Origin of the sequence: Planococcus chinensis (genome assembly GCF_042681545.1) — a bacterium.
GTDB lineage: Bacteria > Bacillota > Bacilli > Bacillales_A > Planococcaceae > Planococcus > Planococcus chinensis.
The window spans coordinates 1-15,545 of the sequence record NZ_JBHUFW010000005.1; the positions used below are offsets into that span (position 1 = coordinate 1).

Below are 15,545 nucleotides of genomic sequence, written 5' to 3' on the forward strand. Positions count from 1 at the left end.
GCGACCCTCGCAGAAATTTGTTTCGGCGTCGGAACGCCTCAACAATTTTTGTTGACGTTTTGCTGTTCAGTTTTCAAGGTTCAATTGCTCGCCGTTTTCACAGCAACTTTATTACTTTACCTCATATCGTTTTCGATGTCAACATTTTGTTTCAATGTTTATCTAGTCGCTTAGAGGACGCTTATAAATATACCAAGGCTGCAATAGAAAGTCAACACTTTGTGTGAATAAAATAAATTAATATTATAAGTGTCTGCTTTTTTATTATAACTGAATGTTCAAAAAAATCAACCCTAAATAATATTACATTTTTGAAAGCAAGTTTTTTCTTTACATGACATGCACTGGTTATTGATAATGCCCCCGCCTCCCGCTCCAGTTTCTTCTATATAAAATATTCTGTTGCTCCCACTTTAAAACTGCTATTTTTTATCCCAGGTTTTTCACAGTGAAGTAAGGAATCATTCGAAGCCTTTTTGTCCGAATCCCTCCGTTGAAAAAAACCTGATTTTCTTTCGGCACGTTTGCAATCCGTGCTCATCCTCCAACAATCTCTTTCAACTTTCCCACCGCCGTCCCTGAAATTAAAATTAAAAAAACTCCGCCAGTTTCCGGCGGAGTTTCTTCTCTTAAACTAGGAATATGAAATACAAAACGAAAATTACAAACAGACCGTACATGATCGGATGCACTTGCTTGCCTTTGCCGGCAGCAATCATGGTAATCGGATAGAAGATGAATCCGATCGCGATACCTGTTGCGATGCTGTACCCGAGCGGCATTGCAATCATGGTGAGAAATGCCGGTACCGCTATTTCGAATTTCGTCCAATCGATTTTGCCCAGAGCCGATACCATCAAGACACCAACAATGATTAAAGCTGGAGCCGTAACTGCACTCGTGATGACTTCGAGCAACGGATAAAACAAAATCGAAACCAGGAACAATACACCCGTGACCACTGACGCAAATCCGGAACGTGCTCCTGCTGCAACTCCTGATGTCGATTCAATGTAAGAAGTTGTAGTCGATGTTCCGAAGATTGCGCCTGCCACTGTAGCAACTGCATCGGCAAGCAATGCTTTGCCTGCACGCGGCAATTTGTTTTCTTTGATCAAGCCGGCTTGGTTTGCTACCGCAACCAGCGTTCCGGCTGTATCGAAAAAGTCGACGAACAGGAAAGTCAGGACGACAACCAAAAACTGAATTGTCATTAGTGAACCCGGATCGTTGAAGATCGGCTCTAGAGCGACGCCGAATGTCGGGGCCATGCTCGGCACACTTCCGATGATCGCGCTTGGAAGTTCAACGATGCTGAAAATCATCCCGACAACTGCGGCGATGAGCATACCGAAAAAGATGCCGCCCTTCACTCCGCGGACCATGAAAATCACGGTGATGACCAAACCGAAGATCGCAAGGAGCGTCGAGGGATTGGTCAAGTCGCCCAATCCGACCATTGTATCCGGATCTCCGATAATGATGCCCGCGTTCTGGAAGCCGATGAACGTGATGTACAAACCGATCCCTGCTCCAACTGCCATTTTCAAATCTGCAGGTATGGCATTGATGATCCGCTCACGCAGACCTGATAACGAAAGAATGATGAAAATGAGCCCGGAGAACAATACACCAGTCAAAGCCGTCTGCCAAGGGATGCCATATGTCAGGATGACTGTGTAAGCAAAGAATGCATTCAGTCCCATTCCGGGAGCTAGTGCAATCGGATACTTCGCGACAACCCCCATCATCAAACTTCCCACCGCTGCAGCCAGCGCTGTCGCCATGAACACCGCTCCATAATCCATCCGAAGTGCATCCGGCAGATCCGTAACTGAACTTAATGTCAACGTCAGAGGATTGACCACCAGGATATACGCCATAGCTAAAAATGTGGTTAAGCCACCGATAAATTCCTGCCGGTAACTTGTCCCCAGTTCTTCAAACTGAAAATACTTCTTCATTATTATTTCCTCCGCGTGTCGCCGCGATAATGCTGAAAAACAGAAAAACGCATACAGCCCCTTGCCGTATGCGTTCGATTTATCTCCATAAAAACCTATAAGGAGGCCCGCTTTTAACTTAAAGGGGCAAAATCGTAGTCGAGTCATTTACGGTAACTCGGTAGAAACTTTCGGGCCACATTCCCGACATTATACGACAACGTTATTTAATTTCTATAGTAGAATAACACAACTTATATCATAATACAACATAAAACACGAACATTATCCTTTTAAAATCAATTATAGTTCGTGAAAATTCAAAAAAACTGGAGCACCGTTTTCGGTGCTCCAGCTTTTCTTATTCCCACTCGATTGTTGCAGGCGGCTTGCTCGTAATGTCGTAAAGCACACGGTTGATGTGCGACACTTCATTTACAAGACGGACGCTGATTTTCTCCAGAACATCCCATGGGATTCGTGCCCAGTCTGAAGTCATGCCGTCAATTGAGGTTACTGCACGGATGCCGATTGCGTAATCGTACGTCCGGGCATCGCCCATGACACCAACGCTGCGGATATCCGGCAGGACCGTAAAGTACTGCCAGATGTCACGGTCAAGGCCGGCTTTGCTGATTTCATCGCGCAAAATCCAGTCGGATTCACGTACAATTTCCAGCTTTTCTTCCGTGACCGCACCCATTATGCGGATCCCTAAGCCTGGGCCAGGGAATGGCTGCCGCCAAACGATTTCATCCGGCATGCCGAGCTCGGTGCCCAGTACACGGACTTCATCTTTGAACAACGTATTCAAAGGCTCGATCAATTTGAACTGCATGTCTTCCGGAAGACCGCCGACGTTATGATGCGATTTGATGGTTTGTGCAGTTGTTGTTCCGCTTTCGATAATATCGGTATAAAGAGTTCCTTGTGCCAGGAAGTCCATGCCTTCCAATTGGGAGGCTTCATCATCAAAGACATAGATGAATTCATTGCCGATGATTTTCCGTTTTTGTTCCGGATCTGAAACGCCTTCCAATTTCTTCATGAACCGCTCGCGCGCATCAATTTTGATGACATTCATATTGAAGCCGTCAGCAAAAGTTTTCATGACACTTTCCGCTTCGCCTTTGCGCAGCAGGCCATGGTCAACGAACATGCATGTCAGCTGATCGCCGATCGCTTTGTGGATCAATACCGCTACCACTGATGAATCGACCCCGCCGCTTAGTGCACAAAGCACTTTTTTGTCGCCGACTTCTTCACGGATTTTCTGGATTTCCAGCTCGATGAAGTTCTCCATCGACCATTCATTTTCCATGCCGCAAACATCAAAGACAAATTGGCGCAGCAATTCATTGCCGTAAATCGAGTGGCGTACTTCCGGGTGGAACTGGACGCCGTAAAACCCGCGGGATTCGTCAGCCATTGAAGCGATCGGGCAGCCTGCGCTTGTTCCGACGACGTCAAAACCTGGCGGCACTGCTGTCACCAAATCTCCATGGCTCATCCAGACGATTTGTTCTTCCGGAAGGCCTTTGAAGATTTTGCTTTCTTTTACCAATTGGAGTTCCGCTTTGCCGTACTCTCGGTTTTTCGCCTTTTCCACATTGCCTTTCAAATGAAGCGCCATGAGCTGCATGCCGTAGCAGATCCCCAGAATTGGGAGGCCCATTTCAAATATCGCATCGTCTACTGAAAAAGCGTTCTCGTCATATACGGAATTCGGTCCGCCGGAGAAAATGATGCCGGTCGCATTCATGTCGCGGATTTCATCAGCAGTAATCGTATGCGGATGCAGTTCACTGTAAACACCGATTTCACGAATACGCCGTGTAATCAATTGGTTGTACTGGCTTCCAAAATCCAAAACCACAATTTTCTTTTGTTCTTTTAACATCGGACTTGCTGGCACACTCTTCACCTCTTCTATTCAATTGGAGCCTCAAAATAACAAAAGAACGCGAAAATGGACTCCTCGCGTTCTTCTGCTCTACATCAAAAAGGCGAATGCACATATCTGAAGGCATGCGTCATCCACCTTCATAGTCAAGTCATTTCCGGGGACTTGGTAGAGACATCTGGTCCATATTACCAGACATATATGAGGGCACCTGTACTTTTAATTTTCTCAATTGTACAAGGTAGCCCCGCCAAAATCAACCGGTTGTCTGTTTGATTAAATTTTCCCAACTTTCTTTCAGGTCATGCCAACGAATGGTTTCGGCTTTCCCTCCATATACAGAGCGTTCATAAGCCTGGGTCAGCTTGGTCATATCGTGCGAGCCGAAAAAGGAATCGATGTAAGCTGCATAGGACTTTAAGGTCTGCCCTTCCTTCCGCTTGATGCCGTAAAGATCCAGCTGCATCAACAAACGCAAATATGCTTTTTCGAACGTTGCCGCATTGTCGCCGCGGAAACGGTAGTACGGGATCAGCAATTTCGGAAGCCATTTCTGCCGCATTTTATACATAATGGCAATAAATAATCCCAAACCAGCAAGCCCCAAAAGGATTTTCCCAATGTTTTCTTCCAAGAAGAAGCCGATTCGGTTCATCTGGGTCGGTTCTTCATCTGCTGGATCAATCGTTGCCTCATCTTCTATTTCCGGAATGGGATTCGGCCGCTCCGGCGCTTCAACCGCTTCATCTTCCGGCTGGTCGGCTTCCACGTCGAAGTCGATCGACGCCGCCCCGGTAAAGCCGATCGTCGGTTCAAAAAGCATCCAGCCGACTCCCGGCATGTATGCTTCAACCCACGAATGGGCATTGTTATTGGTGATTTGATACGTTTCCGTTCCATCTTCCACCGCTATCAGTTCGCCTTCATTGAACCCTTTGACCCAACGTGCCGGAATATCGAGCGAACGGAGCAGCACCACCATTGAAGTGGAGTAATTATCGCAATAGCCTTTTTTCGTTTCAAATAAAAACTGGTCCACATAATCCTGGTCCTCTTCCGGCACCGGGATATCGACCTGGCTGTATTCGAACCCCGCGGTGCTGAAATAACTTTCAATTGCGCGCGCTTTGTCATAGATATTGGCAGAATCCGCTGTGATTTCGGCCGCCAAATCCCTCACCCGCTGCGGCAATTCCGCCGGAAGCTGCTTGTATCGATCGAATTCGGCCGGCAAGGCGGCCAGGTCTTCTTCTGATGTACTCCGCAAAGCAGTCAAACTGTACAACGGCTCACTATAGTCGATTTCATATGCTTCTGTTTCAATCGGCTGTCCTTGGGAAAAGGTTTCAATCCGCTGGTCCGCAGAATGGTATTCAAAATCGATTCCACCGCCCGCCAATACGGATTTCATGCCATATGGATAAAGCACAAAAGGGAATTCCTGCGCCATATCAATGCTCGCCTCGTCCTCTTCTGCTTCTTCTCCCGGCACGAAATCGGTCAGCAGAAGATCGCCGCTGCCGAAGACGCGGGATTCGCCGACATTCTCCGTCAGTTCCCATCCTTTTGTCGTATAGATATCCTTCGATTCCACTTTCCAATATTGCCCGTCTGCCACTTCGGCCCTGAATACCGGAGTATTGTCACCAATGAAAGAGCCACCGAGCTGAGAGTCGTCCACACCATAGCCGATCCTTCCGACCGTCCCTCCCGGCCCGCTTCCCGCTTGTTCGGAGAACGAAGTGATATATGGAACGGGATCGGGCCAGATCGGACCGGATTTCGGCAGATACAACGCCAGAGCAGTTGCCGCCGCAATCGCCAGGAACAGCGGAATGACGTATGCCGCAATCTTATTGCCCGGCAGTTCAATGCGATGCCGCTCCGCCCAGCGCGCAAGATGCAGGAGACCGGCAAGCAGCAGCCCGATGACCATGATCCGGACGATGGCGACATTCCCGGTGTAGGGGCTGAACGTATCCAGCACTGCGACAAAAACGACTGTCAGCAAATAAAACAGGAAGATGCTCAGCCGGTAGCTGACCCAGTAATGGATCAGGTAAACCGCCATCCACAATAGCGCAAAAAACAGCACGGTCCTGAAAATATCGGTGGTTTCCGCCCAATTCTGCGAAAAGACCGCTTGCATATCAAGCGAGAAATTGCTCCATAGGAAACGGATGGCTTCTCCGGTAAAAAAAGCGTCATCGGTATAGACATAAATGATGAACCAGACAATAAAGAGAATTTTGAAAGGCCCTGAAATCCACCAGGGGGTTTTCAGCAGCGCCATCAGCAGTGCAGCTGCAATGAAGAACAGGAACAATGGCTTATGGCCTGTGTTGGTCAAGACGATTACCGGCGTCAGCCATTCGGCGAGCAAGAAAAAGACCAGTACATACAGCACTGCCATAAATCCTTTATTTTTTCGGATGGATGTCATTTCCCGCTCACCTCCGTGAACACTGATGCATAATTTCCAGGGCTGATCCGCTTGACGATAAACCCTTTCGAACGTGCGAATTGAAAAGCCCTTTCGTCTTCTGGCGAGGGCTTTTCCCCTTTTTTCATTACGACCAGACACATGCAGGCGTTCAGGTTCCGGACGTTGCGCTGGATCGCCTTGACCATGTCCATGGTCAGATTGGCAGTCACATAGAGCATACTGGATGCCTGGATTTCATTCAAATCGCGGTGGATCGCTTCTTCTACAGGCCCCTTCAGATCCGGCTGCACTTTCGCAAGATGGTACATGATGCGCTGCAGGTGTTCTTCCGACTGGATGCTCGGGAAATAATTGCGGGTCTCGCCGATCGACATATAAGCGACGCTCGAATTGGCCCGAACAATTGACTGCAGGATCGAAGCGACCAGTTCGACCTGCATTTCGAATTTATGAGACGGGGCACGGTCATCAAGCAGGAACATATCCTGGGACTGGCGGTCCTCAAACTCTTTGGTCCGCATTGTCTGCGTGCGGGCAAACGATTTCCAGTGGATCCAGGAAACCCGGTCCCCCGGACGGTAATCCCGGACGCCGGTTGCCATCGTTGTATCTTTGACAAGTGTGAACGGTGCCGCAATCGATCCGTGGTCATATTTCGATTCAATCGGCCGGTAGGCGATTTCGAACGTATTCGGATACACCAGCACTTTTTGCTGAAGCGGGATCAGTTTAGCTTTGCGCACCCATCCAAAGAAATCAGCAATTTCGATATTGACGCCTTCGAGGATATGCTCGCCGCGCGGCATATCGGAAATTTGATAAGTCCAAGTATAGGATTTGCGGAAACCGGGGACGAGCATTTTCTGCCTTCCGCCTTCCGTCCTGCTGCGCAGCGCCGGCGAAGTCGTCTGCTCCGTCAGCACCGTATACAGCAGCGGGAACCGCCAATCCCTGTCAATCCGGACCGTCGCTGAAAAGTCGGCGCCTTTTCGGATCTGAGGGGTGTGGATTTCCCGGCTGAGGCGAATGTCCTTCAGCGGATAAAAGGCCAGAAGGAGCGAATACAGGACAAATGGCAATGCCATATAGAAAATGAACCAGCTGACAAAGCCCCCTTGGAACATGGCGTAAGTGAAGGTGAACAGCAAGATGAACAGCACAAAGAAAAGCCTGCCACCCAAGTTCACGATGGGCGCTGTTTTGATCATTGGCCAACTAGCCTCTGGACAGGGACGCGTGTCTTCGCCAGGATGCGTTCTGTGATTTCGTCCGTTGTAATGCCGTCATAACGGGCTTCGGAGCGCAGCATGACCCGGTGTCCGAACACGAACTTCGCCAAATACTGGACATCGTCCGGCGTCACATAATCGCGCCCTTTCAGCATGGCATAGGCTTGCGACGCTTTCATGAGGGCAATCGACCCGCGGGGGCTGACGCCCAGATAGACATACGGGTCGATCCTGGTCTGGCGCGCCAAATCGACGATATAGCTGCGGATCGTTTCATCCACCTTTATTGTTTTGGCTTCTTCCTGAAGCGCAAGAACTTCCTCCAGCGTGATGACCGATTGGAGATCTTCGATCGGCGTCGACAATTGGGCCCGGTTCAGCACTTCCATCTCTTCTTTCGGAGACGGGTAGCCCATTTTGACACGCAATAAAAACCGGTCAAGCTGGGCTTCCGGCAGCGGGTAGGTTCCTTCGTATTCAATTGGGTTCTGGGTAGCCATAACGAAAAAGGGCTTTGGAATGGGCATGGTAACGCCGTCGATAGTCACGGAAGCTTCTTCCATCGCTTCAAGAAGTGAGGATTGAGTCTTTGGGGACGTCCGGTTGATCTCGTCAGCAAGGATGATATTGCCCATGATCGGTCCAGGGCGGAAATGGAATTCCATGTCTTTTGGATTATAAATGGAAACGCCGATAACATCCGAAGGGAGGAGGTCAGGAGTGAATTGGATGCGCTTGAAATCGGCGCCGACCGATTTGGCCAACGCTCTCACAAGCATCGTCTTTCCGACGCCCGGAACGTCTTCGAGCAGGACATGGCCATGGGACAGCAGGGCGACAATGCTCAGTTCTGCGATATCCCTTTTGCCGATAATCACTTTTTCAATATTATCAATAACGGCGTTCAGCCTGTCTTTAGCATTCATCTATATTCCTCCAATAGTGTGAAAGTGAATTTTTCAAATTGTCTAAAACTTATTACAAGCATAACGAATTTAGCTGAAATTCTCAACTCTCCAAAACTTTAAGAGGGACTTTTTTCGCAAATAAAAAACAGAACCCTGTTACGGGCCCTGTTTTGTAAAACCTATTTCCAAAAATCGTCGTAGATCGTGATCGGCAGATGGCGCTTGTGCTGCGAACGGAGATAATAATTCTCCAGCTTTTCCTGGGCATCCGCCGGAATCTTTTTGCCTTCCAGGTAATCGTCGATCATATCGTACGTGATGCCCAGCGCCACTTCATCCGGAATGGCCGGACGGTCCTCTTCAAGGTCAGCAGTCGGGATCTTCATATAGAGATGCTCAGGGCTTCCGAGCTCCTTCAGCATCGCGCGGCCTTGGCGTTTGTTAAGCCGGAACAGCGGCGTCACATCAGCGGCGCCGTCGCCGTACTTCGTATAGAAGCCGGTAATCGCTTCTGCTGCATGGTCAGTGCCCAGCACCACCGCGTTTTTGGATGCAGCGATTGCATACTGCACTTTCATCCGCTCACGCGCTTTATCATTCCCTTTGATAAAGTCGGTCAAGTCGATTCCCGCCTCTTCCAGCGCATTGTCGCCAGCATCGACGGCTTCCTTGATATTGACCGTATATAATTTGGACGGATTGATAAAATCCAGTGCGTCTTGTGCATCATGCTCATCAAATTGCTTGCCATACGGAAGGCGTACTGCGTGGAAGGCATACTTCTCTCCGCCGGTTTCCTCGTTCAGTTCATCGACCGCCATCTGGGCCAAGCGGCCAGCCAGCGTCGAATCTTGACCGCCGGAAATCCCTAGTACATAGCCTTCAAGAAACGGATGTTTCGTCAAATATTCTTTCAGGAAATCAATCGTCTTGCGGATTTCTTCCTTCGGATCGATCACCGGCTGCACTTTCAATTCTTCGATAATCTGCTGCTGCAAGTTAGACATGGATTTTCCCCCTTATTTCTTTCCAGCCATCTGCTGAATGGCATCTTTCACTTCCTGGATATTCCGCATTTTATTGTCCCAGCACTTCTGGCTGAGGTCCACCGGATATTCTTCCGGATTCAGCGACCGCTTGTATTCGTCCCACAATAGGTCGAGCGTCCCTTTTGAATATGCCTGGATATCGGCGAGCGGCGGCATTTCATAAACCACTTCCCCGCTCCGGATGACCTGCTGGTGGATATTCACCGCATCGAAATTCGAAACGAACTTCGAGACGTACGTATGGACCGGGTGGAACATCTTCAAATGATCTTCCTGTGCCGGATCCTCATCGTACATGGTGATATAATCGCCTTCTGATTTTCCATTTTCCCTATCTATTATCCGATAAACTTTTTTCCGTCCCGGCGTCGTGACTTTTTCGGTATTGCCGGAAATTTTGATGGTGTCTTCCATCTCACCTTCGTCGTTTTCGATCGCCACTATTTTGTAGACTGCGCCAAGTGCCGGCTGGTCATACGCCGTGATCAGCTTGGTGCCGATTCCCCACGAATCCACGCGGGCACCCTGGGCTTTCAGGTTCAGGATGGTGTACTCGTCGAGGTCATTCGATACGACGATTTCCGTATCCGGGAACCCTGCTTCGTCCAGCATTTTTCGCGCTTCTTTTGATAAAAACGCGATATCGCCGCTGTCCAGCCGGATGCCTTGGAAATGGATGCTGTCGCCCAGTTCTTTGGCTACACGGATCGCTGTCGGTACGCCGGATTTCAGTGTGTCGTAGGTGTCAACGAGGAATACACAGTTTTTATGGCGCCGTGCATAAGCATGAAAAGCTTCATATTCATCCTTATACGCCTGGACCATGGAATGCGCATGAGTGCCGGCTACGGGAATGCCGAATTTCTTTCCGGCGCGCACGTTGCTTGTCGCCTCCAAGCCGCCGATATAGGCTGCCCGCGTCCCCCATACTGCCGCATCCATTTCCTGTGCGCGCCTTGTACCGAATTCCATCACGCGTTCGTCTTTGACGATCTGCTTGATCCGGCTCGCTTTGGTCGCAATCAGCGTCTGGTAATTGACAATGTTTAAGAGCGCCGTCTCAACCAGCTGCGCTTCCACCAGCGGCGCTTCGATGCGGATCAGCGGCTCGTTTTGGAAGACGAGCTCCCCTTCGACGACTGAATAGACATCTCCCGTGAACCGGACGCCTTTCAAATAATCAAGGAAGTCATCTTTATAGCCGACTTCTTCTTTCAAATAGGCAAGGTCGCTGTCGCTGAACCGAAAGTTCTTGAGGTAATCAAGCACACGTTCCAGCCCTGCAAAAACTGCGTATCCATTGCCAAACGGCAATTTTCTGAAAAACAGCTCGAACACCGCTTTGCGTTCGTGCATGCCGTCAGCCCAATAAGCTTCCGACATATTGATCTGGTATAGATCGGTATGTAATGCCAAACTGTCATCTGAGTAAGTCTTCACCATTCCTATCTCCTTCTTCCGCTATCTTTGATAAATTTAATTATACCCTAAGTGGGATATTTCAAAAACGAAATGTCCGCGAAGAAAAGAAAGGTTGACAGTCCGGAAAAAATATGCGATACTAATTTAGTTAACAAAAAGGTAACTGGTAAATTTTGATAATCTGGCATTCTACGAGAATGTTTTTGAATATACTTATTCACACTGGCGCGATTAGAGGATCGCAAGGACGTAAAAGAAGGTAGGGTTTACGTTGCTTAAGTTAGAAAGCCTCAGTGGAACTATGACCGCGGCACAGAAAGTTAATCCTTTCAATGGAAATGATTCCCCGATAAAACGGGTTGAAAAATTGAGTCAAAACTTTATAGATGTTACCTGAAAAAACAAAGGGCAGCCCTCACATCGAGGGCTGCCCTTTTCCAATTCTTCGTTATTGCTTCACTGGAGCATGTGCTTCCGTCTGCTCTCTGTTCAAATAATCGGTTACCGCCCCTTTTGAAGAGCAAGTGACGTTGTGCGCATACTTCCCGAGAACGCCTTTCTTATGGAGCGGCGGTGCCACCCATGCTCTGCGGCGCGCTTCAAGCTCTTCTTCTGGCACATCCATCGTGATTTCCTGCGTATCCGAATCGATCGTAACGATATCCCCTTCTTTTAGAAGAGCAATCGGTCCGCCGACTTGCGCTTCCGGTGCAATATGTCCGACAACCAACCCATGAGTTCCGCCGGAGAAACGGCCATCTGTCAGCAAAGCGACTTTCTCGTCCATGCCTTTGCCGACGAGAATGCCTGAAATCGACAGCATTTCCGGCATTCCCGGCCCGCCTTTCGGCCCCACGTAGCGGATCACCAACACATCGCCGTCATTGATCTGGTCTGCCATCACAGCAGCTGTCGCTTCCGGCTCGTTGTCGAAAACGCGTGCGGGCCCAGAATGGCGTTTCACTTTGACGCCGGACATTTTCGCAACAGCGCCACGCGGCGACAGATTCCCTTTCAAGACGATCAGCGGGCCGTCTTTCCGCTTCGGATTGTCGAACGGCATGATGACTTGCTGCCCTTCCAGAAGATCCGGCGCCTCTTTCAAGTTCTCCGCCAGGGTTTTCCCGGTGACCGTCATACAGTCGCCGTGCAGGTAGCCTGCTTCAAGCAGCATTTTCATCACGGCTTGGACGCCGCCAACACGGTGCAAGTCCTGCATCACGTATTTGCCGCTCGGCTTGAGGTCAGCAATGTGCGGCACCGCTTTTTGGAGGCGGTCAAAATCATCGATCGTCAAATCCACTTCTGCGGCATGGGCGATTGCCAATAGGTGCAGAATGGCATTGGTTGAGCCGCCGAGCGCCATCACTACCGTAATGGCATTTTCAAACGCTTCTTTGGTCATGATGTCTTTCGGGTAAATCCCTTGTTCCAGCAAATTGTATACGGCGGCACCGGCCGCTTCGCAGTCTGCCAGCTTGCCGCTCGTCTCTGCCGGATTGGAAGAACTGCCCGGCAAACTCATGCCCATCGCTTCTGCAGCCGATGCCATCGTGTTCGCCGTATACATGCCGCCGCAAGAACCGGCGCCCGGACAAGCCGCACACTCGATTTTCCGGAGCGCCCCGTCATCGATCGTACCGGCGTTATGCTGGCCAACACCTTCGAAAACCGACACGATGTCAATGTCCTGTCCGTTGTTTTTTCCTGGCGCAATCGTTCCGCCGTAGACGAAAACAGCAGGAACTTCCGAGTTCGCAATGGCAATCAAACAGCCCGGAATGTTTTTGTCGCAGCCGCCGATGGCAACCAAGCCATCCAGACTTTCCGCACCTACTACAGTTTCAATCGAATCGGCAATCACATCACGGCTTGAAAGCGAATATTTCATCCCTTCCGTCCCCATTGAAATGCCGTCTGAAACGGTAATGGTGTTAAAAATCATAGGCTTTCCGCCTGCTTCGGCTGCGCCTTTTTTCGCACTCACTGCCAAATCATGGATATGTATATTGCAAGGAGTGACTTCGCTCCAAGTACTTGCTATTCCAATCTGCGGTTTGGTGAAATCCTGGTCATCGAATCCTACTGCTCGCAGCATCGCCCGGTTCGGCGCTTTCATCGATCCGTCGAACACTTTACTATTGATTCGCAAGTCTTTTTTCATTTGGCATCTTTCCTTTCTTTTTTATCATTATAGAGAAATATTTACGCAATTCAATGAATTTCGAGTTTTATTTAAAATTATATTCAAATACTTCAAAAATCGTACACATGTAAGCCTTTTCATGCCATTAAATGGTTCAAGTGAAGTTTTTGTCGTATCTTTTTTAACATTGGAATATTTCTTCCTTTATTTCTTATTCCAATAAAACTTTTCCAAATGCATGGTGCAACGGGTTTGTAGAAAGCCAAAAAAAGACAGGCAAAGAAAATGCCCTTTTCTTCGCCGTCCTGAATCGCCATTTATCAGCATGGTTATTTTCAATCGTTAAGAAACGGATTTCGCCATTCCATCAGAAGCGCGAAATTCCGGGAGTCCTCATCTTCAAGGTAATCTGCTGCAAGGCCAACCGGTGTCCGGCCGCAACGGAGCAAAAATGAGATAACCGGGTCTTTCAGGTCGCCGGCCATTACGCGCTCCACGTATTCCTGCGGGCCCATATCAGCGGCAAGCGCCCCGTATCCCGGCATACGCGCACCGCCGAGCACCCGCAGTAGCCTGTCATGCACCACGCGCTCATAGACCGCCTCCATCAATAGTTTGCCGAGGTCGAGTTTGCGGAATGAAGGCTTGATGCAAATATCTGCAATGTACAGCGTTTTCGCTTCATCCCGGTGGTTGGTGAGGTAGCCGTCCCCTGTAATTTCACTCCAGGTATGCTGGGGGTGCTGCGGATCGAAATCGACGAGGAGGCTGGTCAGCGAGCCCGCTATCTCCCCTCCGATTTCAACGCAGAGCGCCCCTTCCGGATAGGCAGCGAGATGGCTTTCCAGCTGGTCTTCGCTCCACCATAGATCTTCCGGAAAAGGAGGCGGAAAACTTTCCCGCTGCACATCGATCAATGCACCGAAATCTCCCTTCTTATAATTGCGGATAACCGCTGATACAGGTTTTCCCGCCTTGAAAATGAACTGCTCTTTACGATACATCCTTTTCCCGCCTTTCCTGACATCGCCTTCTTCTTTTAATATAAACGAAAATCCCCCAGCCGAAACAGCTGGGGGAACGATTTGTGGATTAGGATCACAGCGGCGGCACGATGACCGGCACTGATGACAATGGTTTTGCTTCTTCCTGCTGAACAGCAGCCGCTTGCACTTCCGTTTCTGCCTGAAGCTGCATTGCTCCTGTAAGCGCAACTGCCAAGGCTGCAGCGATTGCCATCTTTTTGCTGAATATCATAATAATTCCCCTCCATTACGATTATGATAAGAGCGGTAGAAATTCGCTTTTTCCCACTCTTTTTGCTGCTGGTAGTATTCCACCAAATCCGCAGCGATTTTTTTGCTTTCTTTTATATAACCATTTTTTCTGAAAAATGGAAACATTTTCTCTTCAGAATAGGACATAAGGTCTGGTTGGGAAAAATTTCGCTTTTCGAAGTAGTTCACGTAGATTTCAAAATGTTCATCTTCCGGTTTCCGGATCAGCTTCCGCACTTCTTCGATCAAATGAGCGGGATCAATCCCCGCTTCGATAGCCGCTTCGATTTTGCTGAGCAGCACCGCTTTATAGAAATCCGTCTCTTTCGGGATGCTTTGGCGGATGTCCTGAAGCATTTCATACGCTTGTAAGGCTTCCCCTTTTTCCATAAGCAGTTCGACGTAATTATAAACTGTCTTATGATAAAGCTCGGTCTGCCCGGTCAGCTGGGCATTGCGTGTGAGAACGGTATAGATGCCGCTGGCCTGGACAAGCAGGTTTCGCCTCGTGTAATTCATGGCCAGGAGCAATTGCGCATGCAGGAGCCGGATGTAATTGTAATGGAGCTGATAGAACTGGACGGCCAGCTCCGCGTAATAGGCGGATACTTCAAAGCGGTCAAGGAGAATCAATAACCGGGCTTTCTGGTAATAATACTCCCCTTCGAATTTCTGGGGGATGCTCTGGATGCCCTGGTCGAGCAAATCCAGAAAACCGAGCGCTTTGCCGTTTTTATTGAGCATGCTGTAATAGATCGCCTGGAAGAACTGATACAGCCATTTTTCCGGCGCAGTGAAAGAGCCCTGCAGCCGCTCGAGCAGCTTTTTCTGCGCTTCTGCCTGCACCTGGTCCGCTTCAAGGACATAAAAGCGGAATTTATACAGTTCAAACTGGTTGACCAAGTCCGTGGACTGAAGGTAATCGTTTTCTTGTTCCAGCTGCTTGAACAGCCTCCGCGTGTTTTCCAGATCGTAATGGAGCAGGCAATCGATAAAATCGCTCAACTGGCGCTGCAGCCGGTTATGCTTGTCGATCTCCTTGGACCAGTGGACGCCCATCTTGGCAAGCAGCGCTTCAATGGTCGACTCGTGCGGCGTATATGTATTGGATTCGATTTTGCTCAAATGCGAAATCGAACAAATCCCGTCAGCTAATTGCAATTGCGTCATGTTGTTTTTGGTGCGGTAATATTTGATGACAGAACCGATGTTCATGAGCTCA

Annotated in this window: 12 protein-coding genes and 2 riboswitches; of the genes, 1 reads left to right on the plus strand and 11 read right to left on the minus strand. The window is 49.2% G+C overall.

Annotated elements, in window-relative coordinates:
• A partial coding sequence (locus ACFSDB_RS07620; RefSeq protein WP_377339641.1) for a hypothetical protein occupies nucleotides 1-227 on the plus strand: 227 nt, incomplete at its 5' end.
• A 402-nt stretch (nucleotides 228-629) separates the two neighbouring features.
• Here ACFSDB_RS07620 and ACFSDB_RS07625 read toward each other — a convergent pair.
• From ACFSDB_RS07625 to ACFSDB_RS07675, 11 genes are all read right to left on the minus strand, one after another.
• Nucleotides 630-1,964, minus strand: coding sequence for an NCS2 family permease (locus ACFSDB_RS07625; RefSeq protein ID WP_204891712.1), 1,335 nt, complete (start codon nucleotides 1,962-1,964; stop codon nucleotides 630-632).
• Nucleotides 1,965-2,079: 115 nt separating this feature from the next.
• Nucleotides 2,080-2,181, minus strand: a riboswitch (purine riboswitch).
• Between the two features lie 123 nt (nucleotides 2,182-2,304).
• On the minus strand, nucleotides 2,305-3,843 hold the full coding sequence (gene guaA / locus ACFSDB_RS07630; protein ID WP_204892128.1) for a glutamine-hydrolyzing GMP synthase: 1,539 nt from the start codon (nucleotides 3,841-3,843) through the stop codon (nucleotides 2,305-2,307).
• Between the two features lie 126 nt (nucleotides 3,844-3,969).
• Nucleotides 3,970-4,071, minus strand: a riboswitch (purine riboswitch).
• Nucleotides 4,072-4,102: 31 nt separating this feature from the next.
• Nucleotides 4,103-6,289, minus strand: a complete 2,187-nt coding sequence (locus ACFSDB_RS07635) for a DUF4129 domain-containing transglutaminase family protein (protein ID WP_204891713.1) — start codon at nucleotides 6,287-6,289, stop codon at nucleotides 4,103-4,105.
• Nucleotides 6,286-7,500 (minus strand): DUF58 domain-containing protein, encoded by a 1,215-nt coding sequence (locus ACFSDB_RS07640; RefSeq protein ID WP_204891714.1) that lies wholly within the window; start codon nucleotides 7,498-7,500, stop codon nucleotides 6,286-6,288. The genes ACFSDB_RS07635 and ACFSDB_RS07640 overlap by 4 nt, the downstream gene beginning before the upstream one ends.
• A complete protein-coding gene (locus ACFSDB_RS07645; RefSeq protein ID WP_204891715.1) occupies nucleotides 7,497-8,447 on the minus strand; it encodes an AAA family ATPase in 951 nt (316 codons plus the stop codon). The genes ACFSDB_RS07640 and ACFSDB_RS07645 overlap by 4 nt, the downstream gene beginning before the upstream one ends.
• Before the next feature lie 161 nt (nucleotides 8,448-8,608).
• Complete coding sequence (gene nadE / locus ACFSDB_RS07650) at nucleotides 8,609-9,436, minus strand: ammonia-dependent NAD(+) synthetase (protein WP_204891716.1); 828 nt, start codon at nucleotides 9,434-9,436, stop codon at nucleotides 8,609-8,611.
• 12 nt (nucleotides 9,437-9,448) lie between these two features.
• On the minus strand, nucleotides 9,449-10,921 hold the full coding sequence (locus ACFSDB_RS07655) for a nicotinate phosphoribosyltransferase (protein ID WP_204891717.1): 1,473 nt from the start codon (nucleotides 10,919-10,921) through the stop codon (nucleotides 9,449-9,451).
• Nucleotides 10,922-11,348: 427 nt separating this feature from the next.
• Nucleotides 11,349-13,064, minus strand: coding sequence for a dihydroxy-acid dehydratase (gene ilvD, locus ACFSDB_RS07660; protein WP_204891718.1), 1,716 nt, complete (start codon nucleotides 13,062-13,064; stop codon nucleotides 11,349-11,351).
• Between the two features lie 317 nt (nucleotides 13,065-13,381).
• Nucleotides 13,382-14,050 (minus strand): GNAT family N-acetyltransferase, encoded by a 669-nt coding sequence (locus ACFSDB_RS07665; protein ID WP_204891719.1) that lies wholly within the window; start codon nucleotides 14,048-14,050, stop codon nucleotides 13,382-13,384.
• A gap of 94 nt (nucleotides 14,051-14,144) precedes the next feature.
• On the minus strand, nucleotides 14,145-14,303 hold the full coding sequence (locus ACFSDB_RS07670; protein ID WP_204891720.1) for a hypothetical protein: 159 nt from the start codon (nucleotides 14,301-14,303) through the stop codon (nucleotides 14,145-14,147).
• On the minus strand, nucleotides 14,300-15,538 hold the full coding sequence (locus tag ACFSDB_RS07675; RefSeq protein WP_377339649.1) for a helix-turn-helix domain-containing protein: 1,239 nt from the start codon (nucleotides 15,536-15,538) through the stop codon (nucleotides 14,300-14,302). The genes ACFSDB_RS07670 and ACFSDB_RS07675 overlap by 4 nt, the downstream gene beginning before the upstream one ends.
• Nucleotides 15,539-15,545: the final 7 nt, after the last annotated feature.

What these genes read in the sequence shown, in the direction of transcription:
- ACFSDB_RS07625 (WP_204891712.1), bottom strand. Translation starts at nt 1,964, where the DNA reads ATGAAGAAGTATTTTCAGTTTGAAGAACTGGGGACAAGTTACCGGCAG.
- guaA (WP_204892128.1), bottom strand. Translation starts at nt 3,843, where the DNA reads ATGTTAAAAGAACAAAAGAAAATTGTGGTTTTGGATTTTGGAAGCCAG.
- ACFSDB_RS07635 (WP_204891713.1), bottom strand. Translation starts at nt 6,289, where the DNA reads ATGACATCCATCCGAAAAAATAAAGGATTTATGGCAGTGCTGTATGTA.
- ACFSDB_RS07640 (WP_204891714.1), bottom strand. Translation starts at nt 7,500, where the DNA reads ATGATCAAAACAGCGCCCATCGTGAACTTGGGTGGCAGGCTTTTCTTT.
- ACFSDB_RS07645 (WP_204891715.1), bottom strand. Translation starts at nt 8,447, where the DNA reads ATGAATGCTAAAGACAGGCTGAACGCCGTTATTGATAATATTGAAAAA.
- nadE (WP_204891716.1), bottom strand. Translation starts at nt 9,436, where the DNA reads ATGTCTAACTTGCAGCAGCAGATTATCGAAGAATTGAAAGTGCAGCCG.
- ACFSDB_RS07655 (WP_204891717.1), bottom strand. Translation starts at nt 10,921, where the DNA reads ATGGTGAAGACTTACTCAGATGACAGTTTGGCATTACATACCGATCTA.
- ilvD (WP_204891718.1), bottom strand. Translation starts at nt 13,064, where the DNA reads ATGAAAAAAGACTTGCGAATCAATAGTAAAGTGTTCGACGGATCGATG.
- ACFSDB_RS07665 (WP_204891719.1), bottom strand. Translation starts at nt 14,050, where the DNA reads ATGTATCGTAAAGAGCAGTTCATTTTCAAGGCGGGAAAACCTGTATCA.
- ACFSDB_RS07670 (WP_204891720.1), bottom strand. Translation starts at nt 14,303, where the DNA reads ATGATATTCAGCAAAAAGATGGCAATCGCTGCAGCCTTGGCAGTTGCG.
- ACFSDB_RS07675 (WP_377339649.1), bottom strand. Translation starts at nt 15,538, where the DNA reads ATGAACATCGGTTCTGTCATCAAATATTACCGCACCAAAAACAACATG.